Source organism: Streptomyces sp. NBC_00104, from assembly GCF_045160825.1.
GTDB lineage: Bacteria > Actinomycetota > Actinomycetes > Streptomycetales > Streptomycetaceae > Streptomyces.
In genome coordinates this window covers 3,617,518-3,638,449 of record NZ_CP108215.1, presented here as the reverse complement: position 1 = coordinate 3,638,449, position 20,932 = coordinate 3,617,518, and the positions used below count along the sequence as shown (strand labels likewise).

The 20,932-nt window shown below is 68.6% G+C and carries 20 protein-coding genes, 1 tRNA gene and 1 pseudogene; 19 read left to right on the top strand and 3 right to left on the bottom strand.

What is annotated here, in order from left to right:
* Positions 1-22: 22 nt before the first annotated feature.
* The 19 genes from OG272_RS15880 to OG272_RS15790 all read left to right on the top strand — a co-directional run bounded on the left by OG272_RS15880 (position 23) and on the right by OG272_RS15790 (position 15,873).
* Positions 23-1,711 (top strand): DNA cytosine methyltransferase, encoded by a 1,689-nt coding sequence (locus OG272_RS15880; RefSeq protein WP_405893752.1) that lies wholly within the window; start codon positions 23-25, stop codon positions 1,709-1,711.
* 112 nt (positions 1,712-1,823) lie between these two features.
* The gene (locus OG272_RS15875; RefSeq protein ID WP_405893751.1) at positions 1,824-2,024 is read left to right on the top strand and encodes a hypothetical protein; all 201 of its coding nucleotides are present in this window, start codon (positions 1,824-1,826) and stop codon (positions 2,022-2,024) included.
* A gap of 134 nt (positions 2,025-2,158) precedes the next feature.
* The gene (locus tag OG272_RS15870; protein WP_405893750.1) at positions 2,159-2,905 is read left to right on the top strand and encodes a magnesium chelatase domain-containing protein; all 747 of its coding nucleotides are present in this window, start codon (positions 2,159-2,161) and stop codon (positions 2,903-2,905) included.
* 83 nt (positions 2,906-2,988) lie between these two features.
* A complete protein-coding gene (locus OG272_RS15865) occupies positions 2,989-3,606 on the top strand; it encodes a hypothetical protein (protein WP_405893749.1) in 618 nt (205 codons plus the stop codon).
* Positions 3,607-3,688: 82 nt separating this feature from the next.
* A complete protein-coding gene (locus tag OG272_RS15860; protein ID WP_405893748.1) occupies positions 3,689-4,417 on the top strand; it encodes a hypothetical protein in 729 nt (242 codons plus the stop codon).
* Between the two features lie 97 nt (positions 4,418-4,514).
* Positions 4,515-4,865, top strand: a complete 351-nt coding sequence (locus OG272_RS15855; protein ID WP_405893747.1) for a hypothetical protein — start codon at positions 4,515-4,517, stop codon at positions 4,863-4,865.
* A gap of 111 nt (positions 4,866-4,976) precedes the next feature.
* Positions 4,977-5,291 carry a hypothetical protein gene (locus tag OG272_RS15850; RefSeq protein ID WP_405893746.1) on the top strand — a complete coding sequence of 105 codons (315 nt, stop codon included), beginning with the start codon at positions 4,977-4,979 and terminating at the stop codon, positions 5,289-5,291.
* Between the two features lie 51 nt (positions 5,292-5,342).
* Complete coding sequence (locus OG272_RS15845) at positions 5,343-5,567, top strand: hypothetical protein (RefSeq protein WP_405893745.1); 225 nt, start codon at positions 5,343-5,345, stop codon at positions 5,565-5,567.
* Positions 5,568-5,692: 125 nt separating this feature from the next.
* Positions 5,693-6,949, top strand: a complete 1,257-nt coding sequence (locus OG272_RS15840; protein WP_405893744.1) for a ParB/RepB/Spo0J family partition protein — start codon at positions 5,693-5,695, stop codon at positions 6,947-6,949.
* 127 nt (positions 6,950-7,076) lie between these two features.
* Complete coding sequence (locus OG272_RS15835; RefSeq protein WP_405893743.1) at positions 7,077-7,595, top strand: hypothetical protein; 519 nt, start codon at positions 7,077-7,079, stop codon at positions 7,593-7,595.
* 82 nt (positions 7,596-7,677) lie between these two features.
* Positions 7,678-7,754, top strand: a tRNA-Arg gene (locus OG272_RS15830).
* Positions 7,755-7,886: 132 nt separating this feature from the next.
* Positions 7,887-9,341 carry a hypothetical protein gene (locus OG272_RS15825; protein WP_405893742.1) on the top strand — a complete coding sequence of 485 codons (1,455 nt, stop codon included), beginning with the start codon at positions 7,887-7,889 and terminating at the stop codon, positions 9,339-9,341.
* A complete protein-coding gene (locus OG272_RS15820) occupies positions 9,308-10,180 on the top strand; it encodes a ParB N-terminal domain-containing protein (protein ID WP_405893741.1) in 873 nt (290 codons plus the stop codon). The genes OG272_RS15825 and OG272_RS15820 overlap by 34 nt, the downstream gene beginning before the upstream one ends.
* Before the next feature lie 77 nt (positions 10,181-10,257).
* Entirely contained in the window at positions 10,258-10,938 is a 681-nt protein-coding gene (locus OG272_RS15815) for a hypothetical protein (RefSeq protein ID WP_405893739.1), read from the top strand.
* Positions 10,935-12,524, top strand: a complete 1,590-nt coding sequence (locus OG272_RS15810) for a hypothetical protein (protein ID WP_405893738.1) — start codon at positions 10,935-10,937, stop codon at positions 12,522-12,524. The genes OG272_RS15815 and OG272_RS15810 overlap by 4 nt, the downstream gene beginning before the upstream one ends.
* Before the next feature lie 895 nt (positions 12,525-13,419).
* Positions 13,420-13,992 (top strand): peptidase inhibitor family I36 protein, encoded by a 573-nt coding sequence (locus OG272_RS15805; protein WP_405893737.1) that lies wholly within the window; start codon positions 13,420-13,422, stop codon positions 13,990-13,992.
* Positions 13,993-14,064: 72 nt separating this feature from the next.
* Positions 14,065-14,493, top strand: a complete 429-nt coding sequence (locus tag OG272_RS15800; RefSeq protein ID WP_405893736.1) for a hypothetical protein — start codon at positions 14,065-14,067, stop codon at positions 14,491-14,493.
* 352 nt (positions 14,494-14,845) lie between these two features.
* Positions 14,846-15,586, top strand: a complete 741-nt coding sequence (locus tag OG272_RS15795) for an HNH endonuclease family protein (RefSeq protein WP_405893735.1) — start codon at positions 14,846-14,848, stop codon at positions 15,584-15,586.
* Between the two features lie 68 nt (positions 15,587-15,654).
* Positions 15,655-15,873, top strand: a complete 219-nt coding sequence (locus tag OG272_RS15790) for a hypothetical protein (protein WP_405893734.1) — start codon at positions 15,655-15,657, stop codon at positions 15,871-15,873.
* A 632-nt stretch (positions 15,874-16,505) separates the two neighbouring features.
* Here OG272_RS15790 and OG272_RS15785 read toward each other — a convergent pair.
* The 3 genes and pseudogenes from OG272_RS15785 to OG272_RS15775 form a co-directional block, all read right to left on the bottom strand.
* Positions 16,506-16,675 (bottom strand): annotated as a pseudogene (locus tag OG272_RS15785) (IS256 family transposase); the annotation flags it as partial.
* 38 nt (positions 16,676-16,713) lie between these two features.
* On the bottom strand, positions 16,714-17,004 hold the full coding sequence (locus OG272_RS15780) for a hypothetical protein (protein ID WP_405896146.1): 291 nt from the start codon (positions 17,002-17,004) through the stop codon (positions 16,714-16,716).
* Positions 17,005-17,056: 52 nt separating this feature from the next.
* Positions 17,057-20,674: a hypothetical protein gene (locus OG272_RS15775; RefSeq protein ID WP_405893733.1), complete on the bottom strand. Its 3,618-nt coding sequence runs from the start codon at positions 20,672-20,674 to the stop codon at positions 17,057-17,059.
* Between the last annotated feature and the right edge of the window lie 258 nt (positions 20,675-20,932).

The window sequence follows — 20,932 nt, the reverse complement described above, 5'->3', positions numbered from 1 at the left end:
CCCACACAGAACGGAACGACCGATGCCCTTCCTCTCCTCCACCACCACCGCCTGGGCCTCCAGCCCGGCCATGCCGTCCCCTCGCCAGATCAAGGCGTACAAGCACGACGGCACCGAGCTGACGGTCATGGACTGGTTCTGTGGGGCCGGCGGGTCCACTCAGGGCACGGACGCCGTTCCCAACGTCAAGGTCACCAGGGCCGCCAACCACTGGAAGCAGGCCCTCGACTCGCACCGCGAGAACTTCCCCGACGTCGCGCACTACATGGGCGACATCCGCAAGGCCCCGGTCTGGGCCTGGCCGGTCGCAGACATCCACTGGTCCTCGCCGGAGTGCACCAAGTGGAGCATCGCCCAGGGCAAGAAGCGGTCGTTCGCCAAGGCCGTGCAGGGTGACCTCCTCGACCTGTACGCCGAGATGGAGGAGGAGAAGTTCGGCGGTGAGGACGAGGACCCCGCCGAGGGCGACGGCCCCACGGCGGAGGAGGAAGCCAGTCGGGCGCTGATGGAAGAAGTCCCGCTGTATCTGCGGGGCGTCATCGAGCGCGGCAGGCTCGTCAAGGCCGGCGTGGTCGAAAACGTCACCGACGTCCGGGCCTGGTCGGAGTGGGACGACTGGGTCGGCGAGTTCCACAAGATGGGCTACCGCACCAAGCTGGTCGCGCTGAACTCCATGCACGCCGACCCGCGCTCGGTACACCGCGCCCCGCAGAGCCGCGACCGCCTGTACTTCGTGTACTGGCACAAGAGCCTCGGCCGCACCCCGAACTTCACGAAGTGGCTCGCCCCCAAGGCCTTCTGCACCGGCTGCGCCGAGTGGATCCAAGCCGACCAGGTGTTCCGGCGGCCCGGCGTCGACATGGGCCGGTACAAGAGCCAGTACGACTACCGATGCCCGAACACCAAGTGCGGCCACCAGATCGTCGAGCCCGAAGTCCTCCCGGCTGCGGCGGCCATCGACTGGGCCGTCAAGGGCCAGCGGATCGGCGACCGCAAGAACCCGCTCGCGGACAAGACGATGCGCCGCATCGAGAAGGGCTTTGAGAAGTACGTCCGCCCGCTCCTGGTGCCCACCGGCGGCACCTGGCGAGACTCGGCCGCAAGCCTCTTCGACCCGATGCCGACCCGCACCACCCGCGAATCGGACGGCATCGCGGTCCCGCCCCTCCTCGTCCCGTGCGACGGCCGCGACGGCAAGAACGCCCGCCCGATCTGGGACGTCATGAACACCCAGACCACCAGGGCCGAGGCCGGATTGGCCTACCTGCCGTTCATTACCGAGATCCGGGGCGGCGGCAGTGACGCCCGCCCGATCGGCGACCCGCTCGCCACCGTCTGCGCCTCCGGCAACCATCACGGCCTGGCCGCCGTCCCGGCCGCGTACGAGCAGGAATCGCTCCTGCTCCCCTACTACGGCAACGGCACCGCACGCCCCGTCATCGACCCCGTCGGTGCCCTCACCACCCGCGACCGGTACGCGCTGCTCACCGGCGAGTTCGACATCAATGACGTCCTGTTCAGGATGTTGCAGCCCCACGAGATCGGCCGCGCGATGGCGTTCGCCGACACCTACAAGGTGCTGGGCACGAAGCGGGACAGGGTCCGCCAGTACGGCAATGCGGTCACGCCCCCGGCGGCCGAAGTCCTGATGTGCCTGCTCGCCGAGTGCATCACCGGCGAGGAGGTCAGCCGGTACGCCCTGACCGCCTGAACTGCGGCTTCCTGACGATTCTTTGACCAAATAACCTTGGATAGGGAGGGTAATCCGAGATGTTTTGGTCAATGATTGAAGTAACACACCACACCAACCCAGGGAGCACACGATGGCGATCTACCTCAGCAACAGCGTCCGCCCGGTCACCACCCCGGCGCCCACCCTGCCCCCCGCGGGCCGGATGACGACCCCGCTCCCGGCGACGGACCTCGGCACCTGCGAGGACTGCGAGTCGGAGCTGACGGCGCTCATCAACAACGCGGGCGAGGTCCGCACGACGTTCTGCGAGTACTGCGAGTTCGGGCTCTGACCAGGCCGGGCGGCCAGCCGGCCGCCCCCGGAGCGGACGGCGCGACGGGCCCACGGGCCCGGTGCGCGCCGCCCGCCCCGGAGCCGCCACGGTCGGCCCCGGGCCGCCCCCACCACCCCAAGAAGGAGATCGGTATGGCCAGCATCGCCCGCCCCACCCGGACCGGAGTCATCAGCGACGGCGTCCTCACCGAGGACGGCAACCTGTTCAACCTGAAGTACGCAGTCCTCACCGCACAGCCCGGTGACGTCCTCGACGACGTCACCACCCCGAACTACGTGGTGGGCGACGCTCTGTACCGCACTGGCCTCGTCGTCGACGCCGACCAGCGCGGCCTCGGAGTCGCCTGGCCCGCCGAGGCCAACACCACGAGCCAGGGCCGGGCCAAGGTGCGCGCCTCCGGCGAGTCCGCCGCCGTGATCCACGCGACGGTCGGCCCCGGCCCCAACTGGTTCACCATCGGCGGCGTCAGCTACGAGCGGGAGACCATGGACCGCATTCGCGCGGCCATCGTCAACGGCGGCTACGACTGGCCCACCGGCCGCGTCACGGTCGCCGTCGAGACCGTCACCGGCCGCCCCCTGGGCAGCACGCATGACCTCGCCCTCGCCTCCGCAATCCTCGGCGCGGCCGGACACTACGGCCCCAACGCCATGGCCAACGTCGCGTTCATCGGCGAACTCGGCCTCGACGGCCGAGTTCGGCCCGTGGCCGACGTCAATGAAGCCGTCCGCTCCGCCATCGCCAACGGCTGCACGACCGCGTTCATCGCGGACGACGACCTGAGCGCCATCGACGTCGCCGGCATCGGCATCTACGGCGTCGAGAACTTGGGCCAGGCCGTTGTCGCCCTCCAGAGCTTCGACCGGGCGAACTCGTAGCCACCGCACCCAGGGCCGGGGGCAGGCAACGCCCCCGGCCCGCCAGACCACACCCACCCCGACAGCGGAAGGAACCACCCCACATGCCCAGCAAGGCCTTCTGGACCGAATACTTCGAGGACGCTTACCGGGACGCCGCCAGGAAGCGGCGCGAGGTCATCGACCGCGGCCTGCTCCTCATCGCCCATGCGATCCGCGAAGAGTTGCCCACCGCCACCGCCATCAGTGTCACGGCCAGCGTCATGGTCGCGGTGCACGACGGCGAGGAAACGATCTGGCGCTTCAACGACGAGACCACGCGCGGCAAGCTGAGCGACCGAACCCGCGCAGATGTCCGGGACACGCTCCTCGACATCCGCACCTTCACCAGCAATAGCGCCCCGCTCCTCGCGGCCGACTGGAAGCAGGTCCCGGACAAGCCCGACACCTACCGCGCCGAGCTGCCCGCCGACCCCGACACGGACGCGGAGACGGACACCGCGCAGGCCGCCCCCGAACGGCCGCAGGGGACACCGGGGGAGGACGCCGGGAACTGCGCCCAGTGCGAGCGGCTGCTCATCTGGGACGGGACCGGCAAGCGCGTGAACGACGAGTGGGGCGAGTACCTGTGCTCCGGCCCCCGCGCGGCGAGCCCCCGGTCCGCCGTTCACGTCCTGGCCGTACCCGAGACGGCCGGCGAGCCGCAGACGGCCCAGAGCTGACCGCGCAGCGGCGGGCCGGGGAGCAGGCAACGCTCCCCGGCCCGCCCCCATCCTCCACCACCCCACCAGACAGGACAGCCCGATGGACTGGCAGCCGCCCATCACCCGCCTCCCCGACGCGCACCTTCCCCTCGGCGTGGGCACCGGACAGGCCACCTGCCGGGCCTGCGCCACGGCCTGGCCGTGCGAGACCGCGGGGGAGCACCTCCGGGAAGGCCGCTGCGTCTGCGGGTCGGCCAGCTGGTGGGAGAAGCGCGGCCCCCGGAACTGGCACGTGGGCCCCAGCTGCTACACCGCAGCCGACGTCATCAGGGCCGAGGCCGCCGAGCTGAGTGCGGCCCGCCCCGTGCACTACCCGCCGAGCCACTTCTACCCGCCCAAGCCCCGCCGGCGCCGTCGGCAAGAGCCGCCCTACGAGCACACCCCGGCCGGGCCCGGGGACGTGCAACCCGGAACGTGGGTCTGGGTGAGCCCGGGTGGACTGCACCCCGGCTGGGGAGACATCCACCTTCTCGCCATGGTGACCCGCCTCGGCGCCCCGAAGTGCGAGCTGTGGCTGCACATCGACGGCACCGTGCACGACGTGCGGGCCGACCTCCTGATCCTCGACGGCTCCGTGGCCCGCCAGGCGGCCCGCGCGGCCGGTCTGACGACGCTCCGCGAACCTGGCTGGGGACGCCGCCCGCTCCTGGCCGAATGGAAGTGGGTGGACTGGACGATCGCCGAGCACCTGGCGCACCGAGAGCAGCAGGCCGGAGCGGCGGCGGCCGAGGAGGTCGTCCAGGAGTCGCTGTTCAGCGTTCAGGCCTGAACCGCTGAACGCCCTCTGACCTGCGGTTTTCTTGCCGATTCCTTGACCAAATCAACCCGGATAGGGGGGTTATCCGCCTGGATTTGCGAAAGGATGAATGCAGATCAACCACCCACCCACCAGGGGGCGCACGATGGACATCAGGGCCCTCACCGAGGAAATCGAGCTGATCGCAGGCGCGGGCGACGCGGACGACGCGCTCGGCCTGATGGGGGCGCTGCTCGCCAGCGGTCAGACCCGCTGGGCGATCGAGATCCGGCGGGCGGTCAGCGGCGGCAAGCTCGACCGCGAGGCCCTGATTGCGACCGGCGAGAAGCTGGGCCGGCAGTCGATCGAGGACCGTGAGCAGGCCCGCCGCGAGCTGCGCAAGGCCACCCGCGACCTGATCCGCCACGGCGGCGACAACATCATCACCCGTGGGGCCCGCGAGCTGGCCCGCTTCATCTGACACCCCCACTGCCCGCGCCCCGGCCGGGGCGCGGGCCCCCGGCAAGGCCCTGACCTGCGGATTCCTTGATAATTCCTTGACCAAATCGGTCCGGATAGGAAGGTTATCCGTGTGGATTTGCGCAATGATGAATGTAGATCAACCAACCACCCCACCACCCCGGAGGGCACCATGGCCGCCATCATCACCATCCCCGCCAGCGACATCCGCGAGGGCGACTCGATCCGGGGCCACTACCGCCCGGGGGTCACGGTCGAGACCGCGGTCCGGTTCGGCGAGGGCGCCCCCGACCGGTCGGACGCCGCCCGCCGGCCCCTCCTGTGGGCCACCGGCGTCCGCGCCGAGAACACCGGAGCGGGGGCGGTCCCCCTGCGCGACGGCCGACGCCTGGCCGACGGTGACCCGGTCGTTGTCATCCGGCGCTGACCTCATGAATGCAGATCAATCAACCGCCATCCATCGATCGGAGAACTGACAATGATGCGCGACTTCCTCAGCAGGACCGAGCTGCTGGCCGCCCTCCAGGCGGGGAAGCGCCTGGAGGCCGGACCCCGCACCGACTTCGCGGGCGAGGCCGTCGAGTACGCCCCCCGCGCGGACGAGGCCAACGGTCACCCCGACTTCTACCCCTGGCGCATCGTCGGGCGTCCCGACCGACTGCCCCGCACGGGGGTCGCGGTGATCGAGGGCGCCACCCGCTGACGGGCGCTCCGTCGCCCGCGCCCAGACCGGGGCGCGGGCCCCCGGCGAGGCCCTGCCTGCGGTTCCCTTCCACGATCTTGACCAAATCATCTTGGGTAAGAGGTTAGTCCAAGATCATTTGTGCAATGATGAATGCAGATCAACCACCCACCAACCCCCTGGAGGACGCCATGACCGCCACCACCGCCAAGGCCGCCAAGAAGGCCACCGCGAAGACCCCGGCCGAGAAGGCGGCGCCGGCGACGATGACGGCCGCCCGCAAGGCGCCCGTCAAGAAGGTGGTCGAGCCCACCAAGGTCAGCAAGCGGCGGGAAGTGGCCGCCGACAAGGCCGAGGAGGCCAGGGCCGAACTCAAGACCGCGCTCAAGACGATTCCTACCGACCGCATCGACCGCGACCCGAACCAGCCGCGCGAGATCTTCGACCCCGAGAAGCTCCAGGAGTTGGCCGACAGCATGGGGGAGATCGGCCAGCAGCAGGCCATCACCGTCCGCTACGTGGCCACCACCCGGCGGTACACGATCATCAGCGGTGAGCGCCGGTGGCGGGCGGCCCAGCTGGCGGAGCTGGCTGAGATGCACGCGATGGTCGTCCACGGCCTGGAAGGCGGCGCCGAGACGCTGGAGACCTTCTCCCGGTCGGTGGCCGAGAACCTCGGCCGGGCCGACATGACCCCGCTCGAAGAGGCGAAGGCATTCCAGAAGCTGATCAACTTCGGCCTCGCCCCGCTGGACGTCGCCAAGCGGGTCGGCAAGAGCTGGAACTACGTGGACTGCCGCCTCCAGCTCCTCAAGCTCGTGCCCGCCGTGCAGGAAGCACTCCTCAAGGGCCACTTGCCCGTCGGCCTGGCCTGGTACGCGGCGCAGATCAGCCCGGCCAACCAGAACGCGTTCATCGCCCGCTGGACGAGGGGCCAGTTCAACAGCCCGCGAGAGGCCGAGCAGTTCTGCCAGCGAGTGCGCACCGAGGAGCAGGAAGCGGCCAGCCAGAGCGTCATGTTCGTCCTCGCCGAGGACGCGCCCCAGCCCGGCATGGGCGACGAGAGTATGTTCCCCGAGCTGGACGAGGCCGACGTCGACCGGCGCGAGCGCATCATCTCCGACCGCAACCGGCTCGTCGGCAAGATCGGCAAGCTCGGCGCCGCCGGCGAGATCCTCCAGGAGATCGCCAGCATGGACCCCGACGAGCTGGCGCTCCTCCTCGCCGGCGCCCACGGCGGCATCCCCGGCAACCGGATGCGCATCGACCACCTGCGGCAGGTGGCCACGAAGGCGTCCCAGAACCTGGCCAAGGCCGCCACAGCGGCCACCGTCCGCGCGGGCGCCCTCCGGATCGCCCCGGACGCCGAGGCCATCCCCACCACCGACACCAGCGGCGCCTGACCCAGGCGGCGACAGGGGCCCCGCGCACGCCGGGGCCCCTGAGCCAAACCAGCCAGGACAGGGAGGGTAAACCCGCTGGTTTGGTCAACGATGAGAGAGTCCCACCACCCACACAAGGAGAAGACGAGTGCTCGACGTCCGAAAGCTCGACCTCGACAGCCCAGAACAGCCCGTCGAACGGATCACCGTCGCCCAGCCGATGGAGCTGGCCACCACCCGCTACCAGAACTGGCGCTCCGAGAGCGGCTACCTGCCCGTCGGGATCACCGTCGGCCGGCCGCGGTTCTTCCGCCACAGCTACGTCAGCCTCAACTTCCTCGCCCCGTACGAGCTGATGAAAGGCCCGCTCGCCGGCGTGAACGACATCCCGCTGGAACGGCGGGTGTACCGCGAGCGGCTCCGCCTGTACGAGCACGAGATCCTCGCCGGGCTCCAGGAGCTGGCCCGGAAGTACCCCGGGACCCCGGCCGCCCTGCTGTGCTTCGAGAAGGTCGCGGAGCTGGGCGAGGCCTGCCACCGGCGGTGGGCGGCCGAATGGTTCGAGGAGCGCTACGGCTGGGAGGTCCCAGAGCTGGAGCCCCCGGCCGGGACGGCACCCAGCCAGCCCCGCAAGCCCAAGCCACCGGCACCCGAGACCCTGTTCTAGCCGCCCCACCAGGCCGGGGAGCCGTACGCTCCCCGGCCCGCTGTCACCCCCGGCTGTTACCCTTCGGGCGGCGACAGCACAACCGCGAGCAGCTCGATTGGATGGAGCACCGTCTCTCGAAGGCGGAGGTTGGAGGTTCGAGTCCTCCCTCGCGGTCCACTTCACCGGCCCCGCTCGGTCTGACCGAGCGGGGCCGTCGCACGCCGCGGTGATCACCCAGCGGCTACCCTTTGCGGCCAACGCTGCTGGTTGTGGGCCGAGCGATCCATGAACCTCCCCCCTGGGATCGCGATGCCCGCTGGATTCGCCCAGCCCGGCGTACTGTTCGCCGGCAACTCCTCAGCCCCAGACCGAGCCTTCTACCGGCAGGTGTTCAACAAGCTGCCGCGCGACACGTACACGCGGTACGTCGAGGTCGGCGTCGGCTCGTTCGCCGCGGCCCTCGTCGCCGCCAACGCGGGCATCCCCCCGGCGGCCATGGAGACGTCCGACGTCACCCTGTACACCGGCATTGTCGGCACCGCCGTGTCAGGAGGCGACCTCGCCAGCCTCGGCATGACCCTGGACGGCGAACCCGTCGAGCTGCCCGACCGCCCGCTCGTCGAGCAGGCCGCGCACCTCCTCTACGTCCACTGGCTCGCCCGCATGCAGGCCAAGCCCGAGGTCGACTACTGGACCAACCTCGTCACCGACATGGTCGAGCGGGAGGACGCCCACAAACGGCTCCTGGTCGACTCCCTCACCAGCATCGCCGAGCGGCTGCGCGGCGTCTCCTTCACCCCGAAGTGCATGTGGGACCACATCGCGGAGGCCGAGGACGACCCGCACGCGATCATCATCGCCGCGCCGCCCACGTACAAGGCCGGCTTCGAGAAGTTCTTCGACACCGGCGGGCGCGTCGAATGGGCCGAGCCCCCGTACTCGGTGTTCGACCCCGACGTCGACATGCAGCGGCTCGCCGACCACATGGAGGGCAAGGCGGCGCTCCTGATGTTCCTGCAAGAGGAGCGCACGGGCATCGCGGCTCACCCCACCCCGGTGTTCGCGCACCCGCTCGGCGACACCGCCCGCGCGTACGTCATCAGCAACCGGCCCGAGGAGATCTTCAAGCTCACGGGAGGCCCCAAGGTCGCCCTGGGCATGTCCCGGTCCTACAGCCCCACCTCCCTCCCGATCATCTCCCCGGACCACCAGGTGACCGCCCAGAGCCGCATCGAGCTGATCCCGGTCAAGGGCGGCGAGTGCGACTACTACCGCGACCTGTGGATGCACCGCCTGGCCGCCGCGCCCGGCTCGTACAACCTCCTCGTCGCCGTCGACGGCCAGGCCGCCGGCGTCATCGGCTACGGCGCGGAGACGATGACCCGCCCGTACCCCGGCGCCACGAAGTACACGAGCCATCTCCTGATGCGGTTCGCGTTCGGCGCCCCCCACCACCAGCTACGCCTGACCCGGCTCGCCACCATGCTGGCCATCCGCCGCGACACCGCGAAGCTCGTGTTCACCGGCGCCTCGGAGATCATCCTCGCCGCATCGAACGGCCTGGTGACCGTCGAGTACACACGGCACCCCGAGGCCAAAGGCCTGCGCGGCCTCATGACCCTCGACAGCCGGGCCAAGCACCCCGACGGCTACAAGCTCTCGTACAGCTCGCCCTGGTCGACCGACAGCATCACCGACACCCTCACCACCTTCGTGACCAAGGAGCAGGCATGGCGGGCAAGCCGCAGCAAGGCGAAGAAGTGACCACACCGGCCCCCGACGCGGTCCCGGCCCCCGAACCCGCGAGCGACCCCACCCCCACACCGGTCGGCGCCGGGGCGACATGGTCGACGGAACACCCGCCGCAGGACACGATGCAGATCGGCGAAGACCTCTACATCAAGTGGGTCGAGGTCACCACACTCCGCGAGCAGGACATCAACGCCCAGGTGATGCAGCCCCGCCACTTCGAGCGGCTCACCGGCAACATCCGCAAACGCGGCGCCCTCGAATCCCTGCCCTACTGCCACCAGCCCGGAGGCAAGGGCCCCGTCGAGGTTATCTCCGGACACCACCGCTCCCGCGCCGCACGCTCCGCCGGCCTGCCCCGCATCCCCGTCATCGTCGACACCCGCACGATGCGCCGCTCCGAGGTCATCGCCAAACAGATCGCCCACAACGAACTGCACGGCAACCCCGACAAAGACGTCCTCGCCACCCTCGTCTCCATGATCGACAACGTGGACGACCTGATCGCCACCGGCCTCGACGAGTCCCAGCTCCCCACCGTCGAACCCGACGACACCAAGCTCGCCATCCCACACGGCGAATTCGACTGGCGCTCGGTCACCCTCATGTTCCTCCCACACCAGATGGAGGACTTCAAGGACGCCATCACCGCCATCGCCAACGGCACAGACCTCGTCGGCGTCGCCTCCGTCGAACAGTTCGAGGAGTTCGCCAGCGCCGTATACGCCTTCGGCCGCTGCAAGGAAGTCCGCAACTTCACCACGATGATCGCCCTCCTCATCGACATCGCCCGCCGCGAAGTCGACCAGGCCGCCGAGGAAGCCGCCAAGCAGGACGACCCAGCCGCCAACTAGCGGCACGCCACACCCGGCTCGTGGAGGGGCACACAAGCCCCCCACGAGCCCCCTCACCCCCAGGAACCGTGACCAGCATGAGCGAACGCATCACCCTCGACCCCACGCTCGACCAGTGGGAACGCCAGCCCGGCGAAACCCCGCGACGCCACGCCCGCTTCCTCGTGTTCCGTGACCTGGGGCTCACCCGCACCCTTGCAAAAGCATCAGACGCCCTTGCACTTTCGTACAGCCATGTACGAGCCCTCGCCGCCCAGTACCGGTGGCAGGACAGGGCAGCCGCCTGGGACGCGCACCAGCAGCGCCAGTACACGGCGGAGATGGAGGAGGAGCGCAGGAAGGCCGCCCGCGACGACGCGAAGATCCTCCGCATCATGACCGGCATGGTCGGCCAGGCCTTGCCGTACGTGCAGCAGCAGGCCGCCGAGATGTCCATCACCGAGTTCAGCCGGTTCGTTGAGACCACGATGAAGCTGCGCCGGAACCTGTTCGGCGATCCGACGGAGACGATCGCGGTCACCGGCCCCGGCGGGGATCCGCTCACGGTCCAGGTCGCAGAGTTCCAGCAGATGCCCCCGGAGCAGCGGCGCGTACGGCTCGCCGAACTCGCGGCATCGGTCAGCCGGCGCGTGAAGGCACTCGACGGCGACGACGATGACGAGGCGTACATACCGCTTCCCGCCGACGAGGACGACGAGGGCGAGGACGAGGGGGAGACGCCTGTCCCGGCCGTGGACGAGGACAGCGGCGAGGGGTGAGCAGGCAGTCCGCCGTCAGCGAGCTGGACCACCTTGACGACGCGGCGGTGTTCCGGCAGCTCCAGGCCGCGAAGCGGGCGGCAGCGAAGGATCTGTTGCGTGACCCGGTGACGCTCGCGCGCGGCCTCGACCAGACGTACCGGATGCGCCCGCACCTGCGTGTTATCGGCGAGGCCCTCGTGGGTCTGGAGGCCGGCGAGTACGACCGGCTGTTGGTCATCACCCCGGCGCAGGTCGGCAAGTCGACGACTGTCGGCGAGTGGTTCCCGTTCTGGTGGCTGTGCGTGCACCCCGAGGACCGTGTCGCGGTCACCTCCTACTCAGACGACCTGGCGCTCCGGCGGGGTAAGGCGATCCGGAAGTACATCGGTGAGTACGGCGGCGAGTTCGACCTGTCCCTGCTGGCGGGGTCGGAGGCCGCGCAGGACTACGACACGACACGGGGCGGCGGCGTCCGCTCCGTCAGCCTCGGAGCGGGCCTCACCGGTTTCTCCGTGAACCTCCTGGTGGTCGACGACCCGCACAAGGACCGGCAGGAAGCCGAGTCGGCGAAGATGCGCGAGCGGGTCCATGACTGGTGGTCGTCGGCCGCGCTGAAGCGGTTGCAGCCGGACCGCAACGCGGTGGTCGCAATTCAGACCAGGTGGCATCCGGATGATTTCGCGGGCCGCCGGCTGGAGGAGGACGGGCGCCTGGAGGACGGAGGCCGGTGGAAGGTCGTCCACCTGCCCGCAGTCGCCGACCCCAAGTTCGGGCCCGACCCCCTCGGCCGGGAGCCCGGTGACCCGCTGCCGCATCCGAAGATCCCGACGAGGAACCGGCGGGCGCTGCGGGCGTGGTGGGCGGACGTCAAGAAGACGTCGAGCGTCCGGGACTGGCACGCCATCGCCCAGGGCGACCCGCAGCCCGCTGAGGGCGCCCTCGTGTCACGGGACCTGCTGCGCGCCATCCGCGACGGGATCACTGTGGTGGAGCCGCAGAGGATCGCCGTGTCGATCGACCCGTCCGGTGGCGGGCGTGACACCGCGGGCATCATCGGCGGCTTCCTCGGCGCCGACAGCCGGGTATGGATCACGCATGACCAGTCGGCGGCCATGTCGTCGGCGGAGTGGTCGAGGCGGGCCTGCATGCTGGCGCACGAGACGAACGCCGCGGTCATCTACGTGGAGTGGAACTTCGGGCGGGACATGTGCACCCTCGCCATCGGTACGGCGTGGAAGGCGTTGCAGGACGAGGGCCGCATCCCCAAGGGCAAGCTGATGCCGATGATCGACGCCGTCCACGCCAAGCAAGGCAAGCTGCTCAGGGCGGAGCCGGTCGCTCAGCAGATGGTTGAGGACCGGGTCCGGCTGCGCGGCATGATGACCGACCTGGAGAACGAGTGGGCGACGTGGATGCCGACCGACTCGGACAGCCCCGGCCGCATCGACGCGTCCTGTGTCCTGGTGTACGGCCTGATTCCGGAGGTCAACCAGGGGGCCATCGTTCACGCCCCGCTGCCGACATCCCCGCAGCCCGGCCAGTTCGGGCGCAGTGGGCCGGGGGGAGGGCTGGCGTCGGCGTACGGGCGGCGGATCGGCAAGTAGTGGTGGCCAGTCTGAAGCTAACTAAGGTGGGCACGTCTGTAGTTGATCGGGGCTGGCTCAGCTCCGTGCGGCTGCCGATGCTTGCCCTTCGGGGCGTGTACACCGTCTGTCATACGGCAGCGGTCACTGTAACTGATCTCTATTCGACGGCAGTTGCACTTTTTTCAGTCAAGATCCGTCTGCCGACTGGATTCGGTCAACCTGATCAACACCTGCCACGGGCATTGCTCCCTCCGCTTTCCCGGCACAAGGCCGCAAGCGCTTACTGTGATGTGTGGAGTGCAGATTCCGCTTGACCGCGGCGTGCGGCGCCCCATCCGGCCAGGCGCATTTTCAGGGATGCCTGACCCGTAGCGGCTGCAACTACAGTGACCCGAGTTGCGCGGCAGAACGTCCTTGCTCGCTACACGCATAGAGCTCGCGGACAGCAGGCCGTGTCACGCTCGGCGCTCAATTTTGGGGGGATCGTGTTTTGGGGGAACACTGCACGGCTGCCGAACAGCTCTGCCTGCAGGCAGGTGCCTGCGCAGGGTTTCCTTCCGGACAGCACGGTGTGCGAAATCCGGCTCCGGCGAGGGTGATCGTGCTTCCCACCCGATGTATTGAGATCCGCTGATCTGTCGGCGTTCGCTCAGTACCGCAGCATCGACTGTCCTGTCGCCCGCTACCGCCGACTGAGAGCGGTCAGGCAAACACCCTTCTCCTTCCTGTCCGGCCAGCTCCACGCTGCCTAGAAACCGACTACTTCCAAGGGAGACCACACGTGCGCATTCGCCATCTCGCTGTTGCCGTTGCCCTCGCACTCGCGGCCACCACAGCACCCGCCATTGCGGCAGACACCGAAGAGACACCTGGGGCGATCACTGGCCTCCTCACCCCTGAGGAGGAGGCCGAGATGCACGCCGCGGCCGACCCCAATCTCGAGATAGACATGTACTACAACGGCGAGAAGATCGATCCGGCCGGCGACTGGGAAGGTGCCCAGATCTGCGCCGAGGTCGACGAGGACGGCACCATGGAGTGCTTCGACGACGACACCGAGGCCAACAGTCGTCTGGCCAGCGCCGCCCCCACCAAGGAGGCCCGACAGGGAGCCGCTGCTGCCCTCACCGGGCAGGCGAGACAGGCCATGGGCAGCGCCTCCGTGCTCGCCTATGACGACTGCCGCAGCGGGTGGGTCTGCCTGTGGCAGGACGCCAACTACAAGGGGCGCCGCCTGCAGTGGCCCCACTACGCCACCTCCAAGACCCGCCACCTCGACATATACTCGCCCTCCTTCCGGGACAAGGCGTCCAGCGCGGCCGTCATGCGCTCCCAGCGCGGTGTCACCCTGTACGACATCCGGAATAATCTGCCCGACCCCAAACTGATCCTCGCCTCCGGCTACACCATCTGGCCCCGCTTCAGCAGCTACGACTACCCCGTCAGCGGCAATTGGAACGACAAGGCCGACGCCATCCGGTTCTGACACACTGAGTCCTGCGCCCTTCCGGGCTTCGGCACCGGAAGGGCTCCTCTCGCCCCCCACGCTGGAGAGACCATGCGCGCAGTGATCACCCCGCTGCTGGGCATCGCGGCTACGGCCGCGCTGCTCACCGGATGCAGTCTTCAGGACGACTCCGTTGGGCCCGGTCCCAGCGGCGTGGCCACGAAGCTCCCCCAGGACACTGATCGGGCCAAGTCCTCCGAGCAGGCGCGGGAGTTTCGGTCGTGGGTGGACAAGCACGGTAACGGGAGTCAGCAGAAGGCGGTCGCACGAGTCCAGGGGATCATCGGTGACTGGGACGGTAAATCCGGAACAGTCTTCATCTCCACCGACCTCATCGGCGGCCCGAATCCGGTCAAGGACCCCATGTCCACGGCAGAGACCATCGTGAAGACGTTCACCGCCTACATAGAACCGCAGCAAAGCCGCGTCAGCGTTTACGACGGCTTCGGCAACGTCCTTACCGGCAACGCAGGTGCGTGAGCTCGGCATCGCGTGCAGGGACCGCGCAGTTCAGGGATTCGCCAACCAACGGTGATCCAGCCACGGCGTGCAAGCCAGAGACCGACAGCGCACATACGAAATCCGGCCGCTTCGAAGCTCGGCCCGGACAGAGGTTCCGTCCGCCACAGGGGCCGGCATAACGGGTGTTAGCGCGATAGGCGGCAGCCCCCTCCGACTCTGGGCGCTCTGCTGCACCCGATGCCCGGATCGGGTACGCCATCACCTGCTCGTCCATCAACGTATGTGGCGTGAACATGGCCGCCTACACGCCCTGGGCAGATAGCGTGTGCCAGGTCCGATTGTCGAGCCGGAAGAGGCCAGAGTGCGGAACGTGAACCATGAGCAGCGGCAACGGACATGGGGGCTGGCAGTGACCGTCCTGGCCGTCACGCTGACAGGGTGTTCAACGGTGACCGAGCCGACCCCCGCCGCCAGCGGCGTCACCCCCGCAGGCGTCACCGCTCCCAGTGAAGGCAGCGCTGCAGGAGCAGAAGGTGGGCAGGAAGAGGCAGCGTCGAAGCTTCCGGGGCTGCCAAGCGCCGAAGAGGCCCGCACCGCGCTGGATGGTCTGAAAGTGGCGACTCAGGGGTCGATGGCGGGCTACAGCCGCGCGAAGTTCGCTCACTGGTCCTCCCAGGGCGACAACTGTGACACCCGCGAAATGGTTCTTCAGCGCGACGGCTCCGATGTGCAGCGCGATGACGAGTGCCGGGCCGTGTCCGGGAAGTGGGTGAGCGTCTACGAGAACAAGACCTTCACCGTCGCTGCCGACCTCGACATCGACCACACTGTGCCTCTGGCCAACGCCTGGCGTTCTGGCGCCGGCACCTGGACACAGGCCGAGCGCGAAGCCTTCGCCAACGACCTCACTCATCCGCAGCTGCTGGCTGTATCCGCCGCCACGAACCGCTCGAAGGGCGACCAAGGACCGGACCAGTGGCAGCCACCGAACCAGTCCTACTGGTGCACCTACGGCCGCTCCTGGACCACCGTCAAAGCCGCCTACAAACTGACCATCACCCAGGACGAGAAAGCCATGCTCACCAAGATGCTGGACACCTGCACCCTATGAACACGCCCTCAGCGCCGGACGAACCGGAGCGGCTGGTAGACACAGTGATGGCTGGCCCGGGCGGAGCCATGACCGACGATGTCGGCATCGTCACCGGCGACCTCACCGTCGCCACCACCCTCCAATCCGACGGCCGCGCCGTCATCACCGTCCAGTACACCGGCGCCGAGGAGTGGTACCACCTCACCGGCAGCCCCGCCCCCCTACCGCCCCCAGGACTCACCGCCCTCCACCACGAAATCCTTGAGCGCATCCGGGCAGGCGGCGGAGCCCAGGCAGCAGGCTGAATACCGCCCTGCCCGAGCACGACGGACGATGTCCCCGGTCAGGGCGAGGAGCGCGGCCCGAAAGTTCGGCTTCAGGTCGACAACACGATTGCGGATGGCGTCCCGCCGGGTGGTGTAGCCGATCAAGGCGCCGGAATCCGCAGGTCGGGGACGGTGGCTCGGTCGGACCGCGTGTTCAACTCGCCTCAGCAGTGCGCCTCGTGGACGGCCGCCTCTGCGGAGATCGTCAGGGGCCTCGTACCGGAACCCGTAGCGCTTGATCCCCTACACCACGACGCGGGACACGACCCGTTTGCGGCCGCCGGCCCTGCGGACCGGTACCAACGGCGGCTGACCGGGGTTGAGTTCTTGTACCCGGGCGACACGATGGCCTCGCGGAAGCCGGCGGCACGGCGCAGGCCTGTCACCACAAGGCCTTCCCCTTTCAGTCGACCGCGCTCAGTATCGCCGGGGGCGAAGGCGCCCCGGTAGTAGATCGCCAACTCTCGTTAGCTGTCGCGTGGTTCGGTGCCGTAGTACTGCAACGGTGCTTGTCGTGACTGCTGGCCAGTTTGGTCGTTGGTGTGGGTATGGGTGGGGACCTTGCTGGTGTCGTGTGTGTCATTTTGACGACTGATCTTGGTTGTTGAAGGTCAGTTGTTGCTCGGGGTGAGGCGGCCTTCGAAGCGATCTGGAAGGCATTCAGGGGCGCCTTCCAGCGCATGGTCCACCGCTTGCGGCCCTTGCCGGTCGGGTCCAGGCTCATCAGCGCCATGTAGATGCACTTCAAAGCGGCGGCTTCGTTGGAGAAGTGCCCGCGGGCCAGGGCTTCGGCGTAGTCGCATGACGTCCGGTTCGTGGTCATCCGAGGCCGAGGAGTGAGAGGGGTCGGTGAGGGTTGCGGGCGTTGCGGCGGAGGCCGGCCGCGATGTTCTTCACTCCGGCCGTGCGGAGGGCTCCGATGGCGAGGTTGCGCCAGGTGGCCATCGCGCGGGGTGCGTTGCCGGTTCGCAGCTGGGAGGCGTCTTCGGCGAAGGTGGTGTCGCGGACGTAGTGCAGGGCCTCGATCGTCCAGTGGTCACGGACGAGTCGGGCGAGCTGGGCCGGTGTGGCCTGCTCGGGTGAGGCTGGTGACGGCGTAGACGGTCCCATGACACCCCAGGCGGATGCCGGGGACCACTGCACCGCCTGCCGACGACTGTTGTCAGTCCAGATCCTCCCAGGCCCACGGTGCCGCAGCCCGGCCGTCGGGCTCCCTCCCGAAGCGGAACCGCACTCTCTGGCCGCTCAAGTCGGCGAGCATGTCGAACCTGCCTGCGGCGGGCAGGCGGCGAAGCAGCACCGTCACTTGGTCGGTGGCCCCTATCTCCCGCAAGACCCGAAGCAGGCTCTTCGCCCCCCACCACTCGGTGTTCAACGCGGTGCGGGTGGCAGGATCGCGAGCGAGCAGCACGGCAACCTGCTCCTCGGCACCCGCCTTGAGTAACGTGCGCAGGGATTCGGCCACCGCGGACGGGCGGTCGAGAGGCACGCGTGCGGCGGGGTTGGTCGCTAGCAGCGCAGCGACTTGGTCCTCGGTCCCGACCCGTTGCAGCGCCGTCAGTTCCGCCAGTTCCGCAGCTTGCGGAGAATCGGCTGTCGTGGCGGCGCGTGCGGCGAGTGCGACGATCTGGTCTGCAGCACCGAGCTTGAGCAGGGTAGCCAGTAGCCTTGCGGTGCCGGACGGCTCCAAGTACGCAAGGTACTCGTCGTCGATCCGGGGGGCGAGCAAGAAGGCGACTTGCTCGGCCACGTCAGCTTTGGGCATCCCCCGCAGTAGCGGACCCACCTCGGAGTGGTCGCTGAACAGGGTTCGTTCGGCCACGCCTTCGATCAGCGTGGCTGTTTGTTCGGGGGTTCCGACCTCGAGAAGCGTCTCCAGAAGCCTCACCAGCTCGTCGTCCCTGGCATGGGTGGTGTCAGCGGCGGCGCGTTGGGCCAGCGTCGTGACTTGTTCGGTGGCTCCGGCAGCGCGCAATGCACGGAGCAGGACGGCGACCGCGGCTGGTTGGCCGAGTGGTACGTGGGCGGCGGGGTCGCGGTCGAGCAGCACGGCAACCTGGTCGGTGGCGCCGAGGTTATGCAGCGTTTCTAGCATGCGCGCTATCGCAATGGGATCGCCGAGTGGTACGTGGGCGGCGGGGTCGCGGTCGAGCAGCACGGCAACCTGGTCGGTGGCGCCGAGGTTATGCAGCGTTTCTAGCATGCGCGCTATCGCAATGGGATCGCCGAGTGGTACGTGGGCGGCGGGGTCGCGGTCGAGCAGCACGGCAACCTGGTCGGTGGCGCCGAGATTGCGCAGCGTTTCCAGTATTTCCGCCAGCGGGAATGGCTTGTCGAGGGAGATGTCTGTGGCGATGCGCGCGGAGAGAGGTTCGACCTGGGCGCCGGCCCCGAGGTTGTCCAATTGCCTCAGCATGAAGCCCACGGCGTCTGGATCGTCGAGTGGCATGTCCGCGGCGATGCGACCGGCGAGGGTGGCGACCTGGTCAGTGGCACCGACGTCACTCAGCTCCTCCAGTAGGAACCAGACACTGTTCGGCATGTCGAGTCTGGTGTGTGTGGCGGGGTCGCGGGCGAGCAGCGCGGCGATTTGGTCGGCCGCCCCGAGTTCCCGCAGCTCCGCCAGTGCCCATCGCACTAGGAGCGGCTCGTTGATGACGAGGTGCTCGACCAGAGGCGGGCAGACGAAGCCGAGTTTCTGCAGCTGCCACAGCTCCCATCGCGTCTCGGAGGGCTCGACGATGGTGACACGTTCGGCCAAGGTAGCGACCTGGTCTACAGCTTCGAACTGGTGCAGCACCCTGAGTAACTTGAACACGCCGTCCCCATCAGTGAGCGTGGTGTGTGTGGCGGGGTCGCGGGCGAGCAACCGGGCGGCCTGGTCGCCTGCGCCAACGCTGTGGAGCGCGCCCAGGAGGTCGGCCACCGCTGAGGGATGGCGGAGCGTGGAATCTCTGGCGGCGCGCTCGGCCAGAGCGGCGACGAAGTCGGCTGCTCCCGCTTCGTGTAGTTCCTTGAGTAGATCCGCCACCCAGAGGGCACCATCGACGCTGACGCGTGTCGCAGCGCGTTCGGCCAGGACTGTGACCCCATCGGCCGCTCCGACCTTGCGCAGAGTCCGCAGCAGCTTCGCCACCTGGCGTGGATCACCGACAGGCATGTGTGTGCTGACACGTTCAGCCAGGACGGCGACGTGATTGGCGGCGCCTGCCTCGTGCAACTGCCGCAGCAGGTCCTCGACGTCTTGCTGATTGTCGAGAGTGACGTGTTCAGCGACCCACGCCCCGGGGCGGAGGTCTGTGGGATGCACGGCCCACAGGCGACGGACCAGGAGACGGGCCGACCGGGGATCGCCATGGACTGTGGCGTTTTTGTGAAGCTGTACGGCATCGCGGTAGAGCCCGCGGGCCCACGCCGCGTCGGCTAGGTCGGACATGTCGTCGGGATGTGCGTGCGCGGCGAGCGCCACCCAGAAGCCGACGGGAGGAATGCGGTCGGTGTGATGGGTACGGCCATGCTGGTCGAGGTAGTCGGCCAGCCGGTACACCGGTTGGCCCTCGTTCGCGGGAGCCGCTTTCCGATCGCGTCCGGGTCTCCCGCTGACACGAAGCCGGGTGAGGGGTCCTGCGGCTCCCTTGCACAACCGGGAGGTATGAGCCAGGGCCTGTTCCAGCCAGTCCCCGCCGAGTGTCTCCCATTGGGTGTCGGTGAGGTACGCCTCAGCGGCCTGCTCGAGCAATGACAGGGGAAGCGCATTGCGGTGGCCCATTCGGCGGGCGTCGATGGCAGCCAGCATGAGCGCCTTCGGGCAGGGCGGCGCGGTGTGAAGCCGTTCCAGCAGTTCCGGTCCGCCCGCGAGGCACTGGGTGATCTGCCCGTCATCTGCGTGCCCGAAGGCCCACGCCAGCCGTGGATCGTTCCGGGCAGCCCGCCGGACAGCGGCCAGGTCGACGTCGGTGAATGTCTCGGACACCTCGATCGCCGTGCCTTCCAGCACCTGCCGTACCTGGGAAGACCTGGTGAGAGTGGAGTGGTGTTCGGGCCACAGGGTGCCCAACACCAGCACCGGCGCCCGATCCGTGTCTGCGAGCAGGGCGCGCAGTTTGGCCGCGACCCGCTCGCCGCCGTCGCCTCCTGGGTGCAGGTACTCCTGAGCTTCATTGAGCCACACCACGGTGTACGGTCCCACCCGGTCCAGTCCCTGCAGCGCAGCTTCGACCCGAGTCGGGTTGTACGGGTGCCACAACCGCCATCCGCCCGCGGAACGCAGCGGCTCCAGCGCCTCCCAGCACGCGCGCGTCTTACCCGCCGACGATCCGGCCACGAGCGTCGCCATCGCACTAGCCCCACCGAGCGCGCGATCGACGATCGCGGCCAACCGTTCGTCGTGGGCACGCGACACATACGGCGGCAGCTCCGGTAACCCACCCTGTCCGCTCAAGGTGATCGACCGGTGAACTTCCAGGGCGAACGGATCGCGGGCGTCGGCCAGGGGCACCCCCATCGGTGCCTCCAGCCGGGCTGTGACCCATAGATCCCGCGCCCGGACGACAGCAGCATGAGCATCCCACCGAGCCAACCGAGCCAGCACGGTAACCACGGCGACCACATCGGCCTGCGAGGGCGGCACATCAGTATCCCGGATGATCCGGCCGATCGTGTCCCGCAAGGGGGACCCGACCAAAGCGTCGTCCTCGGCGACCCGCATGGCGATTTCGTCCAGCGAAGGGGTCCCGGCCTCCAAGTACAACTGGTACACCAACGCTTTGAGATCGGCCAACGGCCCCGGGCGAACGCGGGGTCTCTCAATGGTCCGAGGCCGTCGCGTACTTCCCCTCTTGTCGCTACTCATCGCTGACCCTTCTCCTGCTGCCGAGGTCGACGTGCCGGGATACTTCCCCCGTTCGAGCTTCTCATCGCAACACGGAGTTGATCACTGCCCACGTCCCACCCTGGGCTCGAACCGGCCGGAACTCCGAGTCCGTCCACTCCCAGGGAGGTTCTGATGCACCGCAGGCCCGCTCACCGACTCACCCGG